Origin of the sequence: Lichenibacterium dinghuense (genome assembly GCF_021730615.1) — a bacterium.
In the GTDB taxonomy this organism is placed as follows: domain Bacteria; phylum Pseudomonadota; class Alphaproteobacteria; order Rhizobiales; family Beijerinckiaceae; genus Lichenihabitans; species Lichenihabitans dinghuensis.
The window spans coordinates 5,128,660-5,150,048 of sequence record NZ_JAJLMN010000001.1; the positions used below are offsets into that span (position 1 = coordinate 5,128,660).

Consider the following 21,389-nt stretch of genomic DNA (forward strand, 5'->3'; position numbering starts at 1 on the left):
ATCGACTCGCCCGCGCCGGACCGCCCCGGCGCCGCGCCGGAAACCGCCATGTCGCCCGAAACCGTCTCGCATTCCGACCTCACCGCGGGCTTCAAGCTGGCGATGCGGCGCCTCGCCGCCACGGTGACCATCGTGACGGCCGGGCGCGAGGGGCGGCGCTTCGGCATGGCCGCGACCGCCGTGACCTCGGTGACGACGGCGCCCCCGACCCTGCTGATCTGCGTCAACCGCTCGGCGAGCATCCACGACATCATCGTCGAGACGGGCCGCTACTGCATCAACGTGCTGGGCACGAGCCACGCGCCCCTGGTCGGCCCCTTCGGCGGCGCCAGCGAGGGCGAGGCGCGCTTCGGCCACGGCGCCTGGAGCGACCGCGACGGCGGCATGCCCTACCTCGACGACGCCCAGGCGAGCCTGTTCTGCGAGGTGCGGCAGACCGTGACCTATGGCTCCCACTCGATCCTGATCGGCGAGGTGACGTCGGTCCACCTGTCGGACGCGGTGGCGCCCCTGCTCTACCAGGACGGCGGGCTGGCGGCGTCTAGCCCTTTGGGAGGGTGACCCTCGCGCTCGAGCCTCGTGCCGGACTGTAACTCATCGACGGTTCGCCGCGCCGCGTGGTTCAGCTCGGCGAAGAACGGCTTCGGCCAGCGATCCGACTCTGCTCGTGAGGCTTCACCGTCGTCCATGGCGACATTTCCGCGCCGGAACACCCATGCGTAGGGTCTACAAGGGCCTTATCGAGATCAGCGAGACTCAGGAGGAGTGCTTGCGGACGGCCGCTGCGACCCTCGTCTGCATATATCGGAAGCATGTCGCCGATCGAAAGTGGCAACGACGTCCTTGTGAGCCTCCGGTGATCGGAAGGGTCTACTGACTCACGTCACATCCGGTCTCACTTGCCGCCCTCGTTGAAGAAGTCGTAGACGCGCTTGGCCGTGGCGGCGTTGACGCCGGGCACCTTCTCCAGGTCCGACAGGCTCGCCCGCGCGATCGCCTTCGCGGTGCCGAAGGCGTGGAGCAGGGCGCGCTTGCGGGCGGGGCCGATGCCCGCCACCTCGTCGAGCGGCGAGCGCGTGATGTCCTTCTTGCGCTTGGCGCGGTGGGTGCCGATCGCGAAGCGATGGGCCTCGTCGCGCAGGCGCTGCACGAAGTAGAGCGCCGGGTCCCGCTCGTGCAGCTTGAAGGGCTCGCGCCCGGCCGCGAAGAAGGTTTCGCGGCCCGCGTCGCGGTCGGGCCCCTTGGCGATGCCCACCACGGCGAGGCCGTTCGGGACCGCGCCGGGGCCGAACAGCACCGGCACACCGAGCTCCGCCATGATCTCGCGCACCGCCGCGAGCTGGCCCTTGCCGCCGTCGATCAGCAGCAGGTCCGGCCAGGGCGAGCCGTCGTCGAAGTCGAGCGATGGCGCCTCGTCGACCAGCACCGACGGGTCCTCCGCGTCCGATGCCGCCAGCACGCCCTCCGCCTCGGCCGGCACGTCGGCGGCTCCCACCTCGCCCGCGCCCTCCGCCACGGCGTCGTCGACCGCCTCGGGCGAGGGCGCCTCGTCGTCGAGCGCCGCCGCCATCAGGGCGTCGTCGGCCGAGGCGCCGCGCGACTCGCGCAGCAGCCGCGCGAACCGTCGCCGCAGCATCTGGCGCATCATGCCGAAGTCGTCGCCGGGCGTGACGTCCTTCATGTTGAAGGTGCGGTACTGGCTCTTCATGAAGCCCGAGGGGCCCGCGACGATCATGGCGCCGACCGCGTTGGTGCCCATGATGTGCGAGTTGTCGTAGACCTCGACGCGGCGCGGCGTGCGGTCCATGCCGAAGGCGACGCCGAGGCCCGCGAGCAGCTTCTCCTGGCTGGCCGTCTCGGCCAGCTTGCGGGCCAGGGCCTGCTTGCCGTTGGCGGCCGCGCCCTCGACGAGGTCGCGCTTCTCGCCCCGCTGCGGCACCGCGACCTCGACCGCGAAGGAAGCGCGTTCACTGAGGGCTTGCGCCAGCAGCGCCCGGTTCTCGACCTCGTGGCTCAGCAGCACGAGTCGCGGCGGCGGCTTGTCGGCGTAGAACTGGACGAGGAAGCTGTCGAGCACCTCGCCGGAGCTGAGGGTGCGGTCGGCACGGGGATAATAGGTGCGGTTGCCCCAGTTCTGGTAGGTGCGGAAGAAGAACACCTCGACGGCGAACTGGCCGGCCTCGTCCACCACCGCGAAGACGTCCGCCTCCTCGACGCTCCGCGGGTTGATGCCCTGCTGACCCTGCACGGCCGAGAGCGCGGCGATGCGGTCGCGCAGCCGCGCCGCGCGCTCGAACTCCATGGTCTCGGCCGCGCCCATCATCTCGGCGGCGAGCCGGTCCTTCACGGCGCGGCTCTTGCCCGCGAGGAAGTCGCGCGCCTCGGCGACGAGCTCGCGGTAGCCCTCGGCGCTGACCTCGCCCGTGCAGGGGCCCGAGCAGCGCTTGATCTGGTAGAGCAGGCAGGGCCGGGTGCGGTTGTCGTAGTAGCTGTCCGAGCAGGACCGCAGCAGGAAGGCCCGCTGCAGCGCGTTGAGGGTGCGGTTCACCGCCCACACGCTGGCGAAGGGCCCGAAATAGTCGCCCTTGCGGTTGCGGGCGCCGCGGTGCTTGGTGATCTGCGGCGCCTTGGCGTCGGCCGTGACGAGGATGTAGGGGAACGACTTGTCGTCCCGCATCACCACGTTGAAGCGCGGCTTCATCTGCTTGATGTAGTTGGCTTCGAGCAGCAACGCCTCGGTCTCGGTCGCGGTCGACACGAAGACCATGGAGGCCGTCAGCGAGATCATCTGGGCGATGCGGCGCGAATGGCCCGAGGCGCGGGTATAGGAGGCCACGCGCTTCTTGAGGCTCTTCGCCTTGCCGACGTAGAGCACCTCCCCGTCGGTGCCGAGCATGCGATACACGCCGGGGCCGAACGGCAGCGTCGCCCAATGGTGGCGGATCACGGCCGCCCCCTGCCTCACGGAGGCGGGTGCGGCCTCGTCGTCGGCGAGGCCGAGGTCGATGCCGGAGTCCCGCTCGCCGACCGCGTCCTCCTCGTCGTCGAAGGGCTCGTCGACGGGGGCGTCGAGGGATCGGAGGCGGCTCGGGCTCATGAGCCCCGATCTAGGCCCGGAAGGCGGCGACGGGAAGGCTCGGCGCGCCGCTTGCCCCACGGCAGCGCTGACGCTACCTCGGCCACGGTGGTGCTGCGCGGCAGGACGGCGGCCGGAGGGCCGGTCCCGCCCGCGGGGCCCCCGAACCCGCGCGCCGCCCCGGCGCGCCGCAGCCGGAGCAGGGCATGGTATCGTTGGACCGTCGGGCGATCGTGGCCGGCCTCGCGGCCGCACTGGCCGAGGCCGCGGCGAGCCCGCTGATGGCGCAGACCCCGACCCAGGTGCCCGGCGATCCCCAGGCGCATTTCGGCTTCGAGGACGTGCTGAAGCGCGCCCGCGAGATCGGCACCGCGCCCTTCGAGGCCAACCCGCCGCCCCTGCCCGACGCGCTCGCCAAGCTCGACTTCGATTCGTGGCGCGACATCCGCTTCCGCCGCGACAAGGCCCTGCTCGGCACCGAGGGCGGGCCGTTCCGCATGGAGATGTTCCACCTCGGGCACATCTATCCCCGGCCCGTGACGGTCAACGTGGTGCGCGACGGCATCGCCACGCCGGTGCCCTACGCGGCGACGCTGTTCGACTACGGGCGCAACAAGATCGAGAAGCCGCTGCCGCTGAACCTCGGCTTCGCGGGCTTCCGCCTGCTCTATCCCCTGAACCGGCCCGAGGTGCTGGACGAGGTCGCGGCCTTCCTCGGCGCCTCCTACTTCCGCTTCCTCGGCCGCAAGCAGCGCTACGGCCTGTCGGCGCGCGGCCTCGCGGTCGGGGCGGGCTCGCCCGGCGAGGAGTTCCCGTTCTTCCGCGAGTTCTGGGTCGAGACGCCCGGGCCGCTCGCCGAGCGGGTGACCATCTACGGGCTGCTCGACGGCGCCTCCGTCACCGGCGCCTACCGGTTCGACCTCTACCCCGGCCTCGAGACCGTGATGGAGGTGTCGGCGACGCTGTTCCCGCGGCGGGCCGGCTTCAAGCTCGGCCTGGCGCCGCTGACCTCCATGTTCTTCACCAGCCAGAACGACCGCCGCTTCTCCGACGACTTCCGCCCCGAGCTGCACGACTCGGACGGGCTGCTCCTCCATTCCGGCACGGGCGAGTGGATCTGGCGCCCGCTGCGCAACCCGATGGAGCCCGAGGTTTCGGCCTTCCTCGACAAGAAGCTGCAGGGCTTCGGCCTGCTGCAGCGCGACCGCGTCTTCGAGGACTACCAGGACCTCGACCTCGGCTACGAGCTGCGGCCGTCCTACTGGATCGAGTCCAAGGGCGACTGGGGCGAGGGGCGCGTCGAGCTCGTCGAGCTGCCGACCGGCGACGAGACCAACGACAACATCGTGGCCTCCTGGGTGCCCGACGCCGCGGTCGAGGTCGGCAAGCCGATCTCGCTCGCCTACACGATCACCGCGAGCCTCAGCCTCGGCCGCCTGTCGCCGGGCGGGCGGGTCATCAAGACCTACCAGACGCAGGCCCGCGCGCTGGGCTCGAACGAGGTGGCGTCGCCCGGCTCGCGCCGCTTCATCATCGACTTCACGGGCGGCGACCTCGCGTATTTCGCGACCGATCCGTCGCTGGTGCAGGTGGTGCCCACCTCCACCAACGGCCGCATCACCCGCTCCTTCCTCGTGCCGAACCCGCACATCAACGGCTTCCGCGCCGCCATCGACGTCGAGCTGCCGGCGGGCCAGAGCACCGATCTCAGGGCCTTCCTCAAGTCCGGCAACCGGGCGCTGACCGAGACCTGGACCTTCCCCTGGAAGGCGCCGGCCTGAGCACCGGCCGAGTACGGAATCGCTCACGCGAGACGGGCGCCCGCAGGCGCCCGTCCCTGGCCGTGTTCAGGCGCGCCCGCGGGCGCCGCAGCCCCTCACTGCTGGGGCGCCTCTGCCGGGGCCGCGCCGGCGTCGCCGCCGGCCGCCGGGGCGGCCGCGTCGGTCTTCGCCTTGGCGCTGTGCTTCTTGGCCGCGTGATGCTTCTTGGCCATGTGCTTCTTGCCGGCGTGATGGGCCTTCTTCGGGGCGGGCTTGGCCGCACCGGCGTCGCCCGCGGGGGCGGCCGCGGCCGGGGCTGCACCGGCGTCCGGGGCCGCGGGGGCGTCCTGCGCCATGGCGAGCAGGGGCAGGGTGAAGAGGCCGAGGGCCGCGCCGGCCGTGAGCGTGATCTTCCGCATGATGTCGTCTCCGGTTCCAGCGCCGCGAAACGCGGCGGGACCGGGAGGGCATAAGCGCCTCGGGGTGAAAGAGCGCAATCTCATCCCCTCATCTTCGGTTCACGCGCCTGTGGATCGGCTGCGGACCGGGACGGCGTCGGACCGACGGTCGCGCGAGCCGGCCGCTTAGACGATCGGGCTTCGGACGGATCGGTGACATGCGCGACGGACGTCTCGGGACGGTCGCCGGCGCGAGCCTCTTCGGCCCGCATCGGAGCGCGCGCAGCGACCCGGCGCCGTCAGGACCGAGTGGACGCCGTCGACGCGTCCGCGACCGGCTCGGGGCTGGCCGGGGCCGAGGCGCCGATCCGCAGCGTGGCGGCGTTGTACTTGATCCATTCCCACAGGATCAGCCGCGCGCTGGCGCTGTCGCTCCACCACGGATGCGTGCGCCCGTGCTCGGACACGACCGGGTAGGCCAGCAATTCGACGCCGGGCAGGGCCGAGCCCATCTCGGCCAGGGCGCGCGGCATGTGGTAGTTCGAGGTCACCACGATCAGCGAGCGGATGTGGTTGGCCCGCACCCACCGCTCCGTCTCGACCGCGTTGCCGACCGTGTTGGCGGCTTCGTAGCCGAGCGCGATGCAGCAATCGATCAGGCTGCGCGCGGCGGGCGTCTGCCTGACGATCTCGCCGCGGGTCGTGGTCGGGTTGACGCCGGTGATGAGCAGGCGGTCGGCGTGGCCCTGCGCCACCAGCGCGACGGCGTCGGCGATGCGATCCGCGCCGCCCGTGAGGGCGACGGCGCCCTCGGCGTGGCCGTCGAGCGGCACCTCGACCGGGGCGATCCGGTCGAGAAAGGAGCTGAAGCTCCAGGCGAGGCCGATCCCGCTCACCACGCAGAAGCTGAAGCCCAGCGTCGCCGCCGTCAGGATCCTGCTCACCAGCCGTCCCGTCCCGCTGACCATGCCCGATCTTCGCCGCCCCATGGTGTGCGAAGCGTTAATGTACGAGAGTCGAATCCGTCCACCGCTGGCCGGTTCCGTCACGCGAGGTCACGCAAGTGGCGGACCACGATCGCGCGCGACGTCCAGCCCGTCAGCAGCGCCGTGACGGCGGCCGTGAGGGCGATCGCGCCGTAGCCCCACGGCCCGAGGGCGAAGCGGCCGAACAGGGCCTCGACCCCGTCGGCCCCGGCCAGGCGGTCGGCCGCGAGGCCGGCGAGCGGAAACGACAGGGCGGCGAGGCCGCTTCCGATCGTCGCGCCCTGGAGCCCGAGGCGCAGGAAGCGGCGCTGGAACTCCCGCGCGATGAAGCTGTCCTCCGCGCCGACGAAGTGCAGCACGCCGATGATCTCCCGATTGCCCGCCATGGCGCCCCGCGTGGCGAAACCCACCGCGAGGGCCAGCGCCGCCAAAACCAAGGTGCAGAGCGCCACCGCGACGGCTTCTAGCGCGCCCGCCGCGGCGCCGAGCCGCGCCCGCCAGGCGCCGTGGTCGTCGAGCGTCGCGCCCGGCACCGCGGCCGCGAGCGCCGCGGCCAGCGCGGCGGCGTCGAAGCCCGCGCCGGAGCCGAGCTGGACCGCGATGAGCCGCGGCACAGGGACGTCGGCGAGGTCGAGCCCAGAGCCGAGCCAGGGTTCCAGGAGCTTCGCGGCGCGCTCGGCACCGTAGGGCTCGACGGAGGCGACCCCGGGCGCGGCCGCGGCCAAGGCCGCGGCGCGGCCCACGTCGGCCTCGATGTCGCGGCCGGCCGCCGGCAGCACCTGGACGGTCGCCTCGCGGGCGATGGAGGCCTGCCAGTCCCGCGACGCGCCGGCCACCAGGAGGGCCGCGCCGGCCGCCAAGGACGCGAGGAACGTCATGATGGCGACGACGCTGACCAGCGCGCGGCCCGCGACCGAGCCGGCCGGCACGAGCGGCGCTTCGCGGCGGAGGCGCCCCGGCGCGGGCTCACCCATGGACGGTGAGGCGCCGGTCGCCGATCACGAGGCGTCGGGCCTGCGTGAACTGGTCCATCAGGGCGAGGTCGTGCGTGGCGATCACGACGGACGTCCCCGAGCGGTGCAGCTCGACGAAGAGCCGGAGCAGGCGGCGCGCCAGCGGCGGATCCACGTTGCCGGTGGGTTCGTCGGCCAGCAGCAGCTCGGGCCGGACGATGAGGGCGCGGGCGATGGCGGCGCGCTGCTTCTCGCCGCCCGACAGGACCTGCGGCCGCGCGTGCATGTGGCCGCCGAGGCCCACCCAGCGGAGCAGCTCGCTCACCTCCGCCCGGTAGGTCGCCTCCTCGCGGCCCTGCACGCGCAGCGGCAGCGCCACGTTCTCGTAGGTGGTGAGGTGGTCGAGCAGGCGGAAATCCTGGAACACCACGCCGATGCGCCGGCGGAAGGCCGTCACGGCGTCCTTGTCGAGCGTCGCCGCGTCCTGCCCGAACAGGGTGATGACGCCGCGCGTCGGCTTCAGCGACAGCAGCATGAGGCGCAGCAGCGTGGTCTTGCCGGCGCCGGACGGGCCCGTGAGGAACTGGAAGCTCTGCGGGGCGACGGCGAAGGACAGGTCGGTCAGGACCTCGCTCCCGGCCTCGTAGCGCAGACCGACATTTTCGAAGCGGACCAACGCCTTCCCCGATCCCGTGCCGAGCCTGGACTCGTCTTATCACGGCGCGCGTAACCCCGCCTTAACCACGTCGACGGTCTCATCGGTCGCAGGAACTCGCGTTCCGAACCCCGTCCATCCCTGGCGCAGCGCGACCCATGCTCATCCGGTGCCCGACCTGCGCGAGCGGCTACCAGCTCGACCCCGCCATGCTGGGCGACGGCCGCATCCTGCGCTGCGCGCATTGCCGTGACGCCTGGGTGCACCGGAGCGGACCGGACGCCCACGACGGGCCCGAGATCGTCGCCGAGTCGAGCGCGGCACGCTGCGCCGCCGAGGAGCCGTCGCGGCCCGGGCGGCGTCGGCTTGCGCCGTGGCCGCCGCGCGCGCTCCCGTCGCGCCTCATCTCCTGGCGCCCGCCGGACGGCACCGCGGCCGCGGCGGTCGCGGCGGCGCTGCTGCTCGGCAGCCTCGCGACGGTCGCCGGAAAGGCGGGCGTGGTGGCGCGCTTCCCGCCGAGTGCCGCGGTCTTCGCCGCGATGGGGCTCCCGGTGAACCTGACGGGGCTGGCGCTCGGCGACGTCCGCTCCGTGGTGGCGAGCGGCGAGAACCCGCAGACCCTGACGCTCGAGGGCCGCATCACCAACCTGCGCCCGGACGCGACGCCGGTCCCGGCGCTCCGCATCGCCGTGCGCGACAGGGATGGGCGCGAGCTCTACCATTGGATCGCGCCGGCCCCGAAGGGCCAGCTCGCCGTCGGAGAGACGATCACGTTCCGCAGCCGGTTGACCGCGCCCCCGCGCGACGGGCAGGAACTCGCGGTGAGCTTCGCGGGGCCCGGGACGGAACGACGCCGCGTGGCCGAGATGATGCCGTCCGACAGGTGAGACCCGTGACCGAGCCCGCCATTCGAACCCTCTACGACGAGGGCGCCATCGCGTCCCGCAACCGCGCCATGGCGGCCGAGATCGCCGCCGCGGACGCGCGCGACCTGCTCGCCGTCGCGGTCCTGAAGGGCTCGTTCATGTTCGCCGCGGATCTGCTGCGCGCGCTGCACGGCGCCGGTCTGGCGCCGCAGGTCGAGTTCGTGCACCTGTCGAGCTATGGCGCCGGCACGGAGTCCTCGGGCACCGTGCGGGTCGTGCGCGACATCGAGTCCGAGGTCGCGGGGCGCGACGTGCTGCTGATCGACGACATCCTGGAGTCCGGGCGCACCCTGGCCTTCGCGCGCGACCTCCTGCTCGGCCGCGGCGCGCGGCGCGTGCTGGTGGCCGTGATGCTGGAGAAGCCCGGCAAGCGCGCCGTGCCGATGGACGCCGACTTCGTCGGCTTCACCTGCCCGGACCTGTTCGTGGTGGGCTACGGCATGGATGCCGCGCACCGCTATCGCGAACTCCCCTTCATCGGCGTGGTGGAAGGCTGACATCGGCCGCGCTGGGCGCGCCGCTTCAGCCGTTGCGGAGCGCGATCGACAGGTCGAGCAGGAAGGCGAAGGCCGCCGCGAGGACCCAGGGGCCGAGCAGCAGCCCGGCGCGCCGGTCGACGATGGCGAAATGCCAGGCCGACGAGGCGGCAACGACGGCCAGCGCCCCCGCGACGGCCAACGCCACCGTGGGGTGGCGGCCGGCGAAGAACAGCCAGGACCAGAGCACGTCGAGCGCGAGGCCGATCAGGAAGACGCGGATCGCCGCCGGACGGTCCGGCAGGTAGTCCGGCCGCCGGAGCACCCTGTAGAAGCCTCCGGCCAGCGCGGCGCCGAGGGCGACGGAGCCGATCGCGGCGAGCCACGGCGCGGGCGAGAAGGTCGGCTTCAGCAGCCCCGCGTACCAGCGGAGGTTCGAGGCCGCGATGCCGTCCTGGACGGCGAGCGCCGCCGCCACGAGGGCGGCGGCGGCGCAGGCATGGCGGAGCTTGCCGCTCCGGCGGGCGTGCCCGCCGGCTCGGGCGGCCGGCGAGGTCAGTGGCCGGCCTGCTTCTTCAGGGCGTCGATGCGCTTCGAAGCCTCGGCCTTCGTCAGGCCGTCCTCGTAGCCCTCCGCGTCCTTGACCTCTTCCGAGAGCGTCTTGAGGTAGGACGCCTGGGCGCCCGTCATGGGCTCGCCGCCCGTGGTCCAATCGTCGGGGTCCTTGACCGTGTTGGAGCCGGGGTTTTCGTCGAGCTTCGGGTTGTGCTCGGTCTCGTCGGCCATGGTCCGCTCCTGATGTTCACGCCTTGTTCGCACGGACAATGCCGAAGAACGCCCTGGGTTCCAGGGTCGGGCGAGGACGGGCGGCGGGTCAGCCGCGCGGCAGCTTGTCGAGCTGCGCGAGGACCTTCGACGTGTCGCGGTCGACGTTCTTCGCTTGGTTCAGCGCGACGAAGTCGCTGGCCGCGTAGGGCCAGGAGCTCGACCCCGCGAAGATGCGGACGCCGTCGGCCGTCATCACGGCATCGCCGCGGCGCAGCGTCCGGTCCTCGTAGATCGACACCTTTCCGGGCTTCGTCGGCGCCTGCGCGACGACGAGCTTCGGCTTCGCCTGGTGCAGGCGCACGACGAGCGGGCGGGTGACCAGCGGGCGGAGGCGCGCGCGGCGGTAGGCCGGCTCGTAGCGGGGAGCGTAACTCGGGGCGTACTGCTGCGGAGCCGGCGCCGCCTGGGGAGCCGGGGAGGAGCCGCCGAAGATCGACGACAGGAAACCCCCGATCCCGTCCTCGGCCGAGGCGCCCGTGGCCGCGGCCAGCAGGGCTGCGCCAGCCAGGCCCAGGCGGGCCGAGCGACGCAGCGCCGCGCGGGAGAAGGAAGCCGTCGTCATGGGATGAGCCTCGGAGGAGCGGGGCGCGAAATGCGCGCGGTGGCCGTCGGATCGTCGCAGGCACAACGTCGCCGCGCGCGATCGGTTGCCCGATCCCACCGCCTTCCGGCCCCGATGCCGCTGCATTATGGTGCGCTGCGATGCACCCCGGTGCTCCGCGGCGTCCGGGCGATCCCGCCCGACGCCGCCGTCGACGAGGTCCTGATGCCGAGATCGCTCCTGTTGGGTTTCGCCGCTGCCGTGCTCCCGATCCTGTCCGCGGCCGCCGCCCCCGCGACGCCAGATGAAGCCGCGCGGCTGTCGGCGCTGCTGGAGCGCTACGTCGGACGCGCCGCGCCCGGCGAGGCGCCGCGCGAGACCGTGGCGCCGAAGGGCGACGGCTATGCCGTGACGGTGGACCTCAAGCGCAGCCTCGCGGGGCTCGACGCCTTCGGCTTCGCGATCGAGCCCTACACGGTGAACATGGTGCTGACGCCGCGGCCGGACGGCACGTGGCGGGTTCAGAGCGACGACACCGCCCCGCTGGTGATGCATGCCGGCGACCAGACGATCAGCCTGACCGCCCGGACCAGCGCCTTCGACGGCACCTTCGACCCCAAGCTCGGCAGCTTCTCGTCGTTCCGCGAGGACCAGACCGGCGCGGGCGACGAGCGCGGAACGCCCACCTTCGTGCAGAGCCGCCACACCGGCGCGGTGGCGCTGTCCGGCACCGGCGTCCCGGCCGAGAACGGGACCGTGTCGACCGCGAGCCACAGCGTCGGCACGGGCGCGGGCGGCGAGGTGACGTTCAAGCCGAAACCCTCCGACCCGTCCCCCGGCAATCCGGCGGTGCCGCCGCCGTCCGGCGCGGGCACCACGCTGAGCTACGCTTCCGCGACAACCCGGACCGACACGGCCGTCGACCGGCTCGATGCGCCGCGCGTGCTCGACCTGTGGGCCTTCCTGGCCGCCCATCCGAGCCGCGACAGCGTGACGGCCGCGCAGGACGAGCTCAAGGGGCTGCTCCGCGCCGGCCTGCCCTATCTCGGCGCCCTGAAGCAGACCGGCGCGCTCGACGCGCCGTCGCTGTCGACCCCGGTCGGTATCGTGTCGGCCCGCACGGCTGGCCTGTCGCTCGAAGCGTCGGGCCTCGGTGGCACCGGCAAGGCCGGCCTCTCGGTCTCGGCGGCCGACATCGTCGCGCCGCCCGGCCAGCTCCCGCCGTGGTCCGCGGGCCTGGTGCCGACGGCGCTCGACCTGCACGTCGGGATCGACGGCTTCCACGCCGCGGAGGCCGCCAAGGCGGCGGTCGACGTGGTCGACCTCCGGCACGACGTGATCATCACGCCCGAGCAGAAGGAGCAGGTGGGCCGCGTGTTCCTTCCCGACGGCGGCACGCTGACGCTGCAGCCGAGCCGGATCACGACCAAGATGCTCGACCTGACGATGGAGGGCCGCGCGGCGCTCGGGCCGCAGCCCGGCGGCCGGGTCACGCTCAGCGCCAAGGGGCTCGACGCCGAGATCGCGGCCCTGCAGGCCCAGGCGGCGACGGACCCCGGCGCCGGGCAGGCGCTGGGGCCGCTCGTGCTGGCGAAGAACCTCGCCAAACCGAACCCCGACGGCACCCTCGGCTGGGTGATCGACTTCGGCCACGGGCCCATCACGGTCAACGGCGCCCCACTTCAGTAGGGCGGTGGGTCGCGGCCGGCGGCCGCAACCCGCGTGCGGACGGGCGCGTAGGAGCTGACCGGGCGGCGGGGGCCGCCCGGCTTTCCAGAGCGACGCGACCGGACCCACCATGGACGACATGCGCCGCCGCGACCCGAACACGGGCGTCGGCACCTTCTCCTGGCGGCACCTCGCCGCCCTGCTCGGGCCCGGCATCATCGCCATGCTGGCCGACACCGACGCCGGCAGCCTCATCACGGCCTCGCAGAGCGGCGCGCAGTGGGGCTACCGCCTGCTGTGGCTGCAGCTCGTCCTCATCCCCGTCCTGTTCATCGCGCAGGAGCTGACGGTCCGGCTCGGCGCGGTGACGGGCAAGAGCCACGGCGCGCTGATCCGGGAAACCTACGGGCGGTTCTGGGCCTTCGTGGCGGTGATCACGCTGGTGGTCGCCTGCGTGGGCGCGCTCCTGACCGAGATGGGCGGCCTCGCCGGCATCGGCGCCATGCTGAACATCCCGAGCTGGGTCACCATGGCCCTCGTGGTCGCGGCGCTGACGCTGATGGCGGTCACGGGCTCGTTCAAGTCCGTCGAGCGCATCGCGCTCGGCGCCGGCGCCTTCGAGGTCGTGTTCGTCGCCGTGGCGGTCTGGGCGCATCCCAAGGCCGGCGAGGTCGCACGACAGTTCGTGTCGATCCCGGCCACGGACACCAAGTATCTCACGCTGGTGTCGGCCAACATCGGCGCGGTGATCATGCCCTGGATGGTGTTCTTCCAGCAGTCGTCGGTGGTCGAGAAGGGCATGAAGCCGACCGACATCGCGACCGAGCGGGTCGACACCGCCATCGGGGCCGTGGTGACGCAGGTCGTGATGGCGTCCGTCGTCATCGCCTGCGCGGCGGCGCTCCAGCACGGCGGCAAGGCGGGCCAGCTCGACACGGTGCAGCAGATCTCCGACGCGCTGACGCCCGTGCTCGGTCAGGTGATCGGGCGCATCGTCTTCGGCGTCGGCTTCGCCGGCGCCGCCATCGTGGCCGCCATCGTCGTGACGCTGACCGCGGCGCGGGAGCTCGGCGAGCTGCTCGGCTCGGGCCACACGCTCGACGAGCCGGTGAGCCGGGCCCCCTGGTTCTACGCCACCTACTTCGGCGTGCTGGTGGCCGGCGCGGCCTTCATCGTCGCGGGCGTCAACGTCGTCTCGCTGGCCGTCGGCGTGCAGGTGCTGAACGCCCTGCTGCTGCCGATCGTCATCGGCTTCCTGTACCTCCTCGCGCGGCGACTGCCGGAGCCGTTCCGGCTCGCGGGCACCTACCACGTCGTGGTGGCGGTCGTGCTGGCCATCACGGTCGCGCTCGGCCTCTACGCCGGCGTGGCCGGGCTCTGGAGCTGATCGGCCGGCACTGTGTCCGCCGCGGCATGGTGCGGGCCGGCCCGCCGGTGCTAGGGAACGCGGGAACTGTTCAGCCCGCGGCGGGCGCCCGCCCGCCGCCCCGGAGCTTTCCATGTCGTTCGCGTTCCGCCGCCGCGCTTCCGGCGCGGCCCTCGCCGCCGTCCTCGGCATCGGCTCCCTCGTCGCGGCGACGCCGGCGGCCGCCTTCAAGGTCGCCGAATCGCCGGACTTCAAGGGCTGCGCGATCTGGACCAACGACGCCGGTGAGCCTCTGCGCAACCGGCAGGGCCGCGAGATCGGCCGCAAGGCCCCCTGCGGCGAGGGCACGCACAACCGCGACGTCTACGAGGTGCTGTTCGGCGAGGCCCCCGGCACGCTGGTGATCCGCGACGCCACGCACCAGTTCGAGTGCATCCTCGAGCTCGCCCAGGGCTCGACCACGGTGATCGTGCCGAAGGTGTGCCAGCGCTGGACCGGCGGCTGACGCCGCGGCTTCAGCCCTCGAACCGCTCCCAGCCGTTCATGCCCAGCCGCTGCTGCGGGGCGAACCGGGCCTTGTAGGCCATCTTGCGGGAGCCCTCGACCCAGTAGCCGAGGTAGACGTGCGGCAGGCCCATGGCCTTCGCGCGCCTGATGTGGTCGAGGATCATGTGCGTCCCGAGCGACCGGTCGGACTGCTCGGGATCGTAGAAGGAATAGACCATCGACAGCCCATCGGCGAGCACGTCGGTCAGGCACATGGCGATCAGCGGGCCCTGGCCGCGCTTGGTGATGGCCGTGTCGGGGCCGTGCCGGCGGTATTCCACGAGCCTGGTCTGCACGTGGCTGTCCTCGACCATCATGGCGAAGTCGAGGATGCTCATGTCCGCCATGCCGCCTTCGCCGTGCCGGGCGCCGAGGTAGGAGCGGAACAGCGAATATTGCTCGGTGGTCGGCTTCGGCTCGACCGGGAAGGACACGAGGTCGTCGTTGCGCGCCGACACGCGCCGGAATCCCTTGGACGGCTCGAACTCGTCGACCAGCACCCGCACCGACACGCAGGCCCGGCACATCTCGCAGGCCGGCCGGTAGGCGATCGTCTGCGAGCGGCGGAAGCCCGACTGCGTGAGCGCATCGTTGATGGCGCCGGCGCGCCGGCCGATCAGGTGCGTGAACACCTTCCGCTCCAGGCGGTTCGGCAGGTAGGGGCAGGGCGAGGGCGCCGTCAGGTAGAACTGCGGCGCGTCGCGGGGCTCCCGCGTCAAGCCGCGGCTCCCCTCACGACGCGCCTGACGGCACCGGGCCGGGCAGCGCAGGGGTGGATCATGGCCCGGAGCTCGCTCCCCTCCCGTCGATTCGTCACAGGCGCCGCACGACGATGACGCCGGACAGCATATCATGGAGGCAGCGCTTGTCCCCCGCGATCAGCGACACGAGCAGGATGGGCGGCACCGTCCAGGAGAAATAGAACAGGACGGCGTGCAGCGCCGCCATCAGGAAGGGCACGCGCGCGCCGGTCGCGTCCGTCCTGAGCTCCAGCCCGCAGAGCCGCATGCCGGGCGTCGCCATCGAGGGGCCCGACACGGTCAGGCCGTTGTAGAAGAAGGCCACGAAGGGGAACAGCGGCGGCAGGAGCACCAGCGACAGGCCGAAGGTGAGCACCAGCAGCGCCATCCAGAGCCCGAAGGCCAGGATCGACACCAGCACGAGGTCGAGCGCCACGGCCGCGACGCGCCGCCGCCGGACGCCGTCGAGCGCCCCCATGGGCAGGCCCGCGCGACCCGCGGGCGTGGTGACATAGGCCATCTCGGTGAGGTTCCCCGCCATGACCGGAATTTGGCCTCGCCGGCCCCGGCCCGCAAGGTCCCTCACAGCGCCCGGCGCGGCGCGGGCTCGCGCGAGCCGAGCAGCCCGCCGGGACGCACCACGAGGGCGAGGACGAGCAGGACGTCGACGGCGAGGTCGCGGTCGCCGACGGGGAAGTAGGCCGACCAGGCGGCCTCGACGAGCGCGATGCCGATCCCGCCCAGGAAGGCGCCGGGCCCCGATCCGATGCCGCCCAGGATGGCGGCGATCAGCGCCCTGAGGCCGAGGCCCGTCGTGTAGTCGAAGCCGACGCCGCCGTAGTTCAGCGTCACGCCGGCCCCGGCGAGCCCGACCAGCGCGGAGGCCAGCGCGGTCGTCCGCAGGGATAGCCGCCGCGGGTCGACGCCCACCAGCGCCGCCGCGAGCGGGTCGTCCGCCGAGGCGCGCCAGTCGCGCCCGAAGCCCGTGTAGCGGAACGCCGCGAGCAGCCCGGCCGAGGCCGCCGCCGCGGTGCCGGCGAGCACGAGGGCGACGGGCGTCACCGTGACGACGAAGCCGCCGGCGTGGGCGAGGCGGAGGGGCTCGGCCAGCAGGGGCGCGACCCAGAGCGGCTGCGAGCCGGTGGCGAGGCGCAGGTACTCGCGCAGGGCCAGCGCGACGCCGAGCGTCGCCACGAGCCCCTGCTGGCCGGTGACCCGCCGGAGCCGCCACAGCACGCCGTGCTCCACCGCGGCGCCGCACAGGGCTGCGGCGTAGAGGCCCAGCACGCCGGCGAGCGCGAGCGCGACACCGGCCGGAGCGTCGCGCGACAGCGTTCCCGCCACGACCGCCGCGACCCCGCCCACCGCCGCGATCTCGCCGAAGGCGAAGTTGATGCGGCCGGACAGGCCGTAGACCAGCGAATAGGCGGCGCCGAGCAGGCCGTAGACGGCGGCGTCGGGCAGGGCGTTCAGCGCCTGCTGGAACAGATAGGCGACGCGGATCGGGAGGGCGGGCAGGCCGGCGTCGATCGCCTCGCCGTCGTCCGCGTCGCGCTCGGCTTCCGCGGCCTCCTCCGAGCCGAGCCAGAACCGCCGGAGCAGGATGAGGTGGGTGTCGTCGACGGGCCCGCGCTGCGTGTCCAGCGTCGCCAGGGCCGGGCGGCCGCCGTTCGGCTCGAAGCGGCAGGTCAGCGACGTCAGGGCGATGTCGGGGTCCTCGGGCCGCAGCGCCAGGCGAACGCCGGAGCGCCCGTCGGCGTCCCGCCCGAGCGGAGAGACGGCCAGGACGCGCACCCGGACCGGCGTCGCCAGGCCCGCCGCCGCGCTGGCGCAGGCCGCGGCCTCGTCCCGGTCCGCGGTGCGGGCGCAGCCGGCGAGGAGCGGCACGAGGCAGAGGGCGAGCAGGGCGGGGCGCATTCCGCGGCGTCAGCGCCCGGCCGGGGGACCGCGGGTGAGCATCGCGGGCCCGGCCGCGGGGGAGGGCGGCCCGCTCACCGCCTGCGGTTCAGCATCTCGGCCACCTCGGGGGCGAAATAGGTCATGATCCCGTCAGCGCCCGCGCGCTTGAAGGCCACGAGGCTTTCCACCATGGCGCGGTCGCGGTCGAGCCAGCCGTTGTCGGCGGCGGCGCGGATCATCGCGTATTCGCCCGACACCTGATAGGCGAAGGTCGGGACGCCGAAATGCGCCTTCACGCGCTGCACGACGTCGAGATACGGCAGCCCGGGCTTGACCATCACCATGTCGGCGCCCTCGCGGATGTCGAGCTCGACCTCGCGCAGCGCTTCGGCGCCGTTGCAGGGGTCCATCTGGTAGGTCTTCTTGTCGCCGACCAGCGCCGCCGACGTGCCGATCGCGTCGCGGAACGGGCCGTAGAAGGCCGAGGCGTATTTCGCCGCGTAGCTCATGATCTGCACGTCCTCGAACCCCTCGGCGTCGAGCCCGGCCCGGATCGCGCCGACGCGCCCGTCCATCATGTCCGAGGGCGCGATGATGTCGGCGCCGGCGCGCGCCTGCACCAGCGCCTGCTCGACGAGGACGCGCACGGACGGGTCGTTGACGATGCGGTGGCCGTCCATGAGCCCGTCGTGGCCGTGGCTCGTATAGGGGTCGAGCGCCACGTCGGTGAGCAGCCCTAGGTCCGGCACCTCGGCCTTGATGGCCCGGCAGGCGCGGCAGATCAGGTTGGTGTCGCGCAGCGCCTCGGAGCCGTGCGGGTCGCGCAGGCTCGCCTCCGTGTAGGGGAACAGCGACAGCACGGGGATGCCGAGCGAGGCGGCCCGCACGGCCGCCCGCACGACCTCGTCGACCGACATGCGCTCGACGCCCGGCATGGAGGCGACGGGCTCGCGCCGCCGCTCCCCGTCGATCACGAAGACCGGCCAGATGAGGTCGTCCACCGTCAGCGTGGTTTCGCGCACGAGCCGGCGCGCCCAATCGGTCTTGCGGTTGCGCCGGGGCCGGTGGACGAGGCCCAGGCCGGGGAGGGGACGGTCGCCCGCCGGTCCGGCCGGCGTGTGCTCGGTGGGTCGTTCGGACATGGCGCGGAAGACGGTTCCTGTGTGGGTCCGCGGAGGCTATCACGCGTCCGGACCGGCGGGAAAGCCGCGGCCATCGAACGGAGATCCCTCATGCAGAGATCGACGGCCAAGCGCCGCGTGGCCGCAGCCGCGCCGCAGGCCGCTATCGTGCTCAAGACCGCGCGGGCCGGGGAAGAGTCCAGCCGGTCGGGCTTGGTGCTGGTGGCCTTCATGCGGGTCACGGCCGCGGTCTGGATCCTGCAGGGGCTGTTGCAATGGTCCGCGGTGCTGGCGACCGGCCCCGGCGGGCTCAGCCCCTTCTCGGCCCTGGCCCCCGCCGCCATGGTGGCGGCCGTGTTCTTCGCCGTGATCGACTTCGTGGCCGCCATCGGCCTGTGGCTGGCGGCGCCCTGGGGCGGGGTGATCTGGCTCGTGGCCGTCGGCGGCCAACTCCTCGTCCTCGTCGTGATGCCGGGCTTCTTCGACCATCCGCTGCTGATCGGCCTCGTCGACGTCGCCCTCATGGCGGCCTACCTCGCCCTCGTGTGGTTCGCCGCTCAGGCCGGCGACGCAGAAGGGTGAACGGGTCCTTTCCTGCTTTCCCAAGTCTAAAAGCGGGGCCGCTCAGTCGAGCTTGCCCCCTCGTGCCGACGATGCTCCATCATACAAATTTAATCGAGTCGGAGCTGTCGGGGTGAACGCGCGCTAACCTTGGTATTGGTGCCGGAATTCGAAGTAAATCGCGCGTTCAGTCTGTCGCTTAAACTCGCCTTCATGGGGCCGGTCCTAACTTCGCCATACAGGGAAGCGGCCGGACCACCGGCCTGATGGCACCGAACCGACGGGGCGAGACGATGAACAAGGCCATGAAGATCGAAGTCGCGCAGGGCCGGGACGAGCGCCTGGACGAGGTCCGCCCCGTCTACCTGGAGAGCCTGACGCTGGTGGAGCGGCTCCATCGCCGCCTGCTCGACGTCATCAAGGACGAGTTCGACCGCCGCGGCCGCGGCGACGTCAACGCCGTGCAGGCGCTGCTGCTCTACAACATCGGCGACAAGGAGCTGACGGCGGGCGAGCTGCGCACGCGCGGCTACTATCTCGGCTCCAACGTGTCCTACAACGTCAAGAAGCTCGTCGAGACGGGTTACCTGCACCACGCCCGTTCGCGGATCGACCGCCGCTCGGTCCGCATCAGCCTGACCGAGAAGGGCAAGGAGGTCCACGTGATCGTGGCGGCACTCTACGAGAAGCACGTCCTCACGGTGGAGCAGATCGGCGGCATCTCCTCGGCGGAGTTCGAGCGCGTCAACCAGGCGCTGGTCCGGCTGGAGCGCTTCTGGACCGACCAGATCAAGTACCGGCTCTGAGTTTCGGCCGGTCCCGGTCCGGCATCGCGCCGAGTTGCTCGCGAGGCCCGGACCCCGGTCGGATCCGCGCAACTTGTGTTCGCAGGGTCCGGCGCATAGGTTCCAGCCAACGGACGCCGGGGGTGGCATCGAGCGCCGCCAGACCGTGGAGATCGTCATGGGTGGAATGAGCATCTGGCACTGGATCATCGTGGGCGGCGTGCTGCTGCTCCTGTTCGGTGGCAAGGGGAAGGTGTCCGACCTGATGGGCGACTTCGCCAAGGGCATCAAGAGCTTCAAGAAGGGCATGGCGGACGAGGACGAGGTTCCGGCCAAGCCGACCGCCGTGGCCGAGCCCGTGCGCCCGCTCGGCGAGACCGTGCAGCCTATCCGCACCATCGACCACCGCCCTGACGGCACCACGGTCGAGACCACGACGACGGACACGCGCCGCGTCGGCTGACGTCGCCCCGCCGCATCCCGAGCTTTTCCGCGCATCCCGGGCCGCCGACGGCCCGGGTGGCTGCCCGTGCCGCGTTGGCCGTCCCTTCAGCTTTCCGGATCCATGTTCGACTTCGACGCGAGCAAGCTGCTGATCATCGGCGTGGTGGCGCTGGTCGTGATCGGCCCGAAGGACCTGCCGCGCGTCCTGCGCCAGGTGGGGCAGATGGTGGGCAAGCTCCGCCGCATGGCCGCCGAGTTCCAGGGCCAGTTCATGGACGCCATGAAGGAGGCTGACCTCGCCGACCTCCAGAAGGAGGTCAGCAAGCTGAAGAACACGGCTTCGCTCGACGTGAACTTCAACCCCGTCCACGACATCAAGACGTCGATCATCAAGTCCGTCGAATCGACCTCCGTGGCGCAGGCACCCGCGGCCGGGACGGCCGCCAACCCCTTCGGCCAGGACCCGATCGGCTCCGCGCTCCCCGCGGCGGCCGAGACGCCCGCCATCAGGGGTGCGGTGTCGGCGCTCGACCCCGACCCGGTGTTCCTCGAACCCGCCGAAGCGGCGCACCACACGCCCGCCGAATCGGCGGGCGCCGTCCACAGCGTCGACGCCGGGTCGACAGACGCGGGGCGGCGGCGCATCCTGGTGCCGAAGCGGCGGCCGCCGGGCGACCGCCTCGCGGCCAAGCCCGCCTTCACCGGCCGCGGCCGGCCGTTCCTGCCCCCGCGTCGCGACCCCCGTCCATGAACCAGCACGTCAACCAGCCCGTGGACGACATCGAGGCCTCGAAGGCGCCGCTGATCGAGCACCTGATCGAGCTGCGCTCGCGCCTCATCAAGGCCATGGCGGCCTTCCTGGTCGCCTTCCTGATCTGCTTCTACTTCGCGCGCGGCATCTACAACATCCTGGTCGAGCCCTACGTGCGCGTGGTGGGCTACGAGAAGGCGACGCTGATCGCGACGCACTTTCTCGAGCAGTTCTACACGAACCTGAAGCTGTCGATGTTCGGGGCCGCCTTCCTGGCCTTCCCGGTCATCGCCACGCAGATCTACATGTTCGTGGCGCCGGGCCTCTACAAATCCGAGAAGAAGGCCTTCGTGCCCTACCTCGTGGCGACGCCGGTCTTCTTCGTGCTCGGCGGGCTGCTCGTCTATTTCGTGGTGATGCCGCTGCTGATCCAGTTCTCGGTGCACCAGCTCCAGGCGCCGGAGCCGGGGCAGGCCGCGATCGAGCTGCTGCCCAAGGTCAGCGAGTACCTGTCGCTCATCACGACGCTGATCTTCGCCTTCGGGATCGCCTTCCAATTGCCGGTGATCCTGACCCTGCTCGGGCAGGTGGGCATCATCGACTCGACATTTCTGCGCGAGAAGCGGCGCTACGCCATCGTGGTCGTCGTGGTGGCGGCGGCGATCCTGACGCCGCCGGACGTCATCTCCATGTGCTCGCTCGCCCTGCCGATGCTGCTGCTCTACGAGGGCGCCGTCGTGGCCGTGCGGGCGATGGAGAAGCGCCGCGTGCCGCCGGCGGCGGGCCCGGTGGTCTGATCCCGGTCGGCTGCGACAGGCCCGCGGCCCTCGGCGAGTCCTCGGCCGAGGCCCTGCGGGCCTGGTTCGGAAAAGCGGCGCGGCGGCGCGGGCCGGCTTTCGCCTCCGGCCG

The 21,389-nt window shown here is 72.3% G+C and carries 24 protein-coding genes; 12 read left to right on the forward strand and 12 right to left on the reverse strand.

Going from position 1 to position 21,389, the window contains the following annotated elements; all coding sequences use genetic code 11:
• The first annotated feature begins 48 nt into the window (after nucleotides 1–48).
• On the forward strand, nucleotides 49–561 hold the full coding sequence (locus tag L7N97_RS24625) for a flavin reductase family protein (RefSeq protein WP_237480898.1): 513 nt from the start codon (nucleotides 49–51) through the stop codon (nucleotides 559–561).
• 334 nt (nucleotides 562–895) lie between these two features.
• Here L7N97_RS24625 and uvrC read toward each other — a convergent pair whose 3' ends face one another.
• Complete coding sequence (gene uvrC / locus L7N97_RS24630; RefSeq protein WP_237480899.1) at nucleotides 896–3,097, reverse strand: excinuclease ABC subunit UvrC; 2,202 nt, start codon at nucleotides 3,095–3,097, stop codon at nucleotides 896–898.
• 185 nt (nucleotides 3,098–3,282) lie between these two features.
• Here uvrC and L7N97_RS24635 point away from each other — a divergent pair, with 185 nt between their 5' ends.
• The gene (locus L7N97_RS24635; protein ID WP_237480902.1) at nucleotides 3,283–4,857 is read left to right on the forward strand and encodes an OpgD/OpgG family glucan biosynthesis protein; all 1,575 of its coding nucleotides are present in this window, start codon (nucleotides 3,283–3,285) and stop codon (nucleotides 4,855–4,857) included.
• Nucleotides 4,858–4,952: 95 nt separating this feature from the next.
• On the opposite strand, the gene L7N97_RS24640 is transcribed toward L7N97_RS24635, so the two are convergent.
• From L7N97_RS24640 to ftsE, 4 genes are all read right to left on the reverse strand, one after another.
• Complete coding sequence (locus L7N97_RS24640) at nucleotides 4,953–5,255, reverse strand: hypothetical protein (RefSeq protein ID WP_237480903.1); 303 nt, start codon at nucleotides 5,253–5,255, stop codon at nucleotides 4,953–4,955.
• A 278-nt stretch (nucleotides 5,256–5,533) separates the two neighbouring features.
• Nucleotides 5,534–6,178 carry a YdcF family protein gene (locus L7N97_RS24645; RefSeq protein ID WP_237480905.1) on the reverse strand — a complete coding sequence of 215 codons (645 nt, stop codon included), beginning with the start codon at nucleotides 6,176–6,178 and terminating at the stop codon, nucleotides 5,534–5,536.
• Between the two features lie 101 nt (nucleotides 6,179–6,279).
• Nucleotides 6,280–7,194, reverse strand: coding sequence for a cell division protein FtsX (locus L7N97_RS24650; RefSeq protein WP_237480908.1), 915 nt, complete (start codon nucleotides 7,192–7,194; stop codon nucleotides 6,280–6,282).
• A complete protein-coding gene (gene ftsE / locus L7N97_RS24655; protein WP_237480909.1) occupies nucleotides 7,187–7,849 on the reverse strand; it encodes a cell division ATP-binding protein FtsE in 663 nt (220 codons plus the stop codon). Before ftsE ends, L7N97_RS24650 begins: the two co-directional genes overlap by 8 nt.
• 137 nt (nucleotides 7,850–7,986) lie before the next feature.
• Between ftsE and L7N97_RS24660 the strand changes: the two genes are divergently transcribed.
• Complete coding sequence (locus tag L7N97_RS24660; protein WP_237480911.1) at nucleotides 7,987–8,715, forward strand: zinc-ribbon domain-containing protein; 729 nt, start codon at nucleotides 7,987–7,989, stop codon at nucleotides 8,713–8,715.
• A 5-nt stretch (nucleotides 8,716–8,720) separates the two neighbouring features.
• On the forward strand, nucleotides 8,721–9,251 hold the full coding sequence (gene hpt / locus L7N97_RS24665) for a hypoxanthine phosphoribosyltransferase (protein ID WP_309242845.1): 531 nt from the start codon (nucleotides 8,721–8,723) through the stop codon (nucleotides 9,249–9,251).
• 25 nt (nucleotides 9,252–9,276) lie between these two features.
• Here the strand turns inward: hpt and L7N97_RS24670 are convergent, their stop codons facing one another.
• The 3 genes from L7N97_RS24670 to L7N97_RS24680 all read right to left on the reverse strand — a co-directional run bounded on the left by L7N97_RS24670 (nucleotide 9,277) and on the right by L7N97_RS24680 (nucleotide 10,620).
• On the reverse strand, nucleotides 9,277–9,708 hold the full coding sequence (locus L7N97_RS24670; RefSeq protein ID WP_237480914.1) for a tryptophan-rich sensory protein: 432 nt from the start codon (nucleotides 9,706–9,708) through the stop codon (nucleotides 9,277–9,279).
• A gap of 77 nt (nucleotides 9,709–9,785) precedes the next feature.
• Nucleotides 9,786–10,016 carry a DUF3072 domain-containing protein gene (locus L7N97_RS24675; protein WP_237480916.1) on the reverse strand — a complete coding sequence of 77 codons (231 nt, stop codon included), beginning with the start codon at nucleotides 10,014–10,016 and terminating at the stop codon, nucleotides 9,786–9,788.
• 88 nt (nucleotides 10,017–10,104) lie between these two features.
• Nucleotides 10,105–10,620 carry a hypothetical protein gene (locus L7N97_RS24680; RefSeq protein ID WP_237480918.1) on the reverse strand — a complete coding sequence of 172 codons (516 nt, stop codon included), beginning with the start codon at nucleotides 10,618–10,620 and terminating at the stop codon, nucleotides 10,105–10,107.
• A gap of 204 nt (nucleotides 10,621–10,824) precedes the next feature.
• Between L7N97_RS24680 and L7N97_RS24685 the strand changes: the two genes are divergently transcribed.
• The 3 genes from L7N97_RS24685 (at nucleotide 10,825) to L7N97_RS24695 (ending at nucleotide 14,138) form a co-directional block, all read left to right on the forward strand.
• Nucleotides 10,825–12,288, forward strand: coding sequence for a hypothetical protein (locus L7N97_RS24685; RefSeq protein ID WP_237480920.1), 1,464 nt, complete (start codon nucleotides 10,825–10,827; stop codon nucleotides 12,286–12,288).
• 109 nt (nucleotides 12,289–12,397) lie between these two features.
• The gene (locus tag L7N97_RS24690) at nucleotides 12,398–13,654 is read left to right on the forward strand and encodes an Nramp family divalent metal transporter (RefSeq protein ID WP_237480922.1); all 1,257 of its coding nucleotides are present in this window, start codon (nucleotides 12,398–12,400) and stop codon (nucleotides 13,652–13,654) included.
• A 112-nt stretch (nucleotides 13,655–13,766) separates the two neighbouring features.
• The gene (locus tag L7N97_RS24695; protein WP_237480923.1) at nucleotides 13,767–14,138 is read left to right on the forward strand and encodes a hypothetical protein; all 372 of its coding nucleotides are present in this window, start codon (nucleotides 13,767–13,769) and stop codon (nucleotides 14,136–14,138) included.
• Nucleotides 14,139–14,148: 10 nt separating this feature from the next.
• Here the strand turns inward: L7N97_RS24695 and L7N97_RS24700 are convergent, their stop codons facing one another.
• From L7N97_RS24700 to hemB, 4 genes are all read right to left on the reverse strand, one after another.
• Nucleotides 14,149–14,898: an arginyltransferase gene (locus L7N97_RS24700; RefSeq protein ID WP_237480925.1), complete on the reverse strand. Its 750-nt coding sequence runs from the start codon at nucleotides 14,896–14,898 to the stop codon at nucleotides 14,149–14,151.
• 94 nt (nucleotides 14,899–14,992) lie between these two features.
• Nucleotides 14,993–15,460, reverse strand: coding sequence for an RDD family protein (locus L7N97_RS24705; RefSeq protein WP_237480927.1), 468 nt, complete (start codon nucleotides 15,458–15,460; stop codon nucleotides 14,993–14,995).
• 41 nt (nucleotides 15,461–15,501) lie between these two features.
• Nucleotides 15,502–16,836, reverse strand: a complete 1,335-nt coding sequence (locus L7N97_RS24710; protein ID WP_237480929.1) for a branched-chain amino acid ABC transporter permease — start codon at nucleotides 16,834–16,836, stop codon at nucleotides 15,502–15,504.
• 74 nt (nucleotides 16,837–16,910) lie between these two features.
• Nucleotides 16,911–17,960, reverse strand: a complete 1,050-nt coding sequence (gene hemB, locus L7N97_RS24715) for a porphobilinogen synthase (RefSeq protein WP_237480931.1) — start codon at nucleotides 17,958–17,960, stop codon at nucleotides 16,911–16,913.
• Nucleotides 17,961–18,050: 90 nt separating this feature from the next.
• On the opposite strand from hemB, the gene L7N97_RS24720 reads away from it, so the two are divergent.
• From L7N97_RS24720 to tatC, 5 genes are all read left to right on the forward strand, one after another.
• Nucleotides 18,051–18,521 carry a DUF6163 family protein gene (locus tag L7N97_RS24720; protein ID WP_237480932.1) on the forward strand — a complete coding sequence of 157 codons (471 nt, stop codon included), beginning with the start codon at nucleotides 18,051–18,053 and terminating at the stop codon, nucleotides 18,519–18,521.
• Between the two features lie 272 nt (nucleotides 18,522–18,793).
• On the forward strand, nucleotides 18,794–19,306 hold the full coding sequence (gene ldtR, locus L7N97_RS24725) for a transcriptional regulator LdtR (protein WP_428981066.1): 513 nt from the start codon (nucleotides 18,794–18,796) through the stop codon (nucleotides 19,304–19,306).
• A gap of 157 nt (nucleotides 19,307–19,463) precedes the next feature.
• Nucleotides 19,464–19,748 (forward strand): twin-arginine translocase TatA/TatE family subunit, encoded by a 285-nt coding sequence (locus tag L7N97_RS24730; RefSeq protein ID WP_237480934.1) that lies wholly within the window; start codon nucleotides 19,464–19,466, stop codon nucleotides 19,746–19,748.
• A 102-nt stretch (nucleotides 19,749–19,850) separates the two neighbouring features.
• Nucleotides 19,851–20,480, forward strand: a complete 630-nt coding sequence (gene tatB / locus L7N97_RS24735) for a Sec-independent protein translocase protein TatB (protein ID WP_237480936.1) — start codon at nucleotides 19,851–19,853, stop codon at nucleotides 20,478–20,480.
• Nucleotides 20,477–21,277, forward strand: a complete 801-nt coding sequence (gene tatC / locus L7N97_RS24740; protein ID WP_237480937.1) for a twin-arginine translocase subunit TatC — start codon at nucleotides 20,477–20,479, stop codon at nucleotides 21,275–21,277. The genes tatB and tatC overlap by 4 nt, the downstream gene beginning before the upstream one ends.
• Nucleotides 21,278–21,389 lie beyond the last annotated feature (112 nt).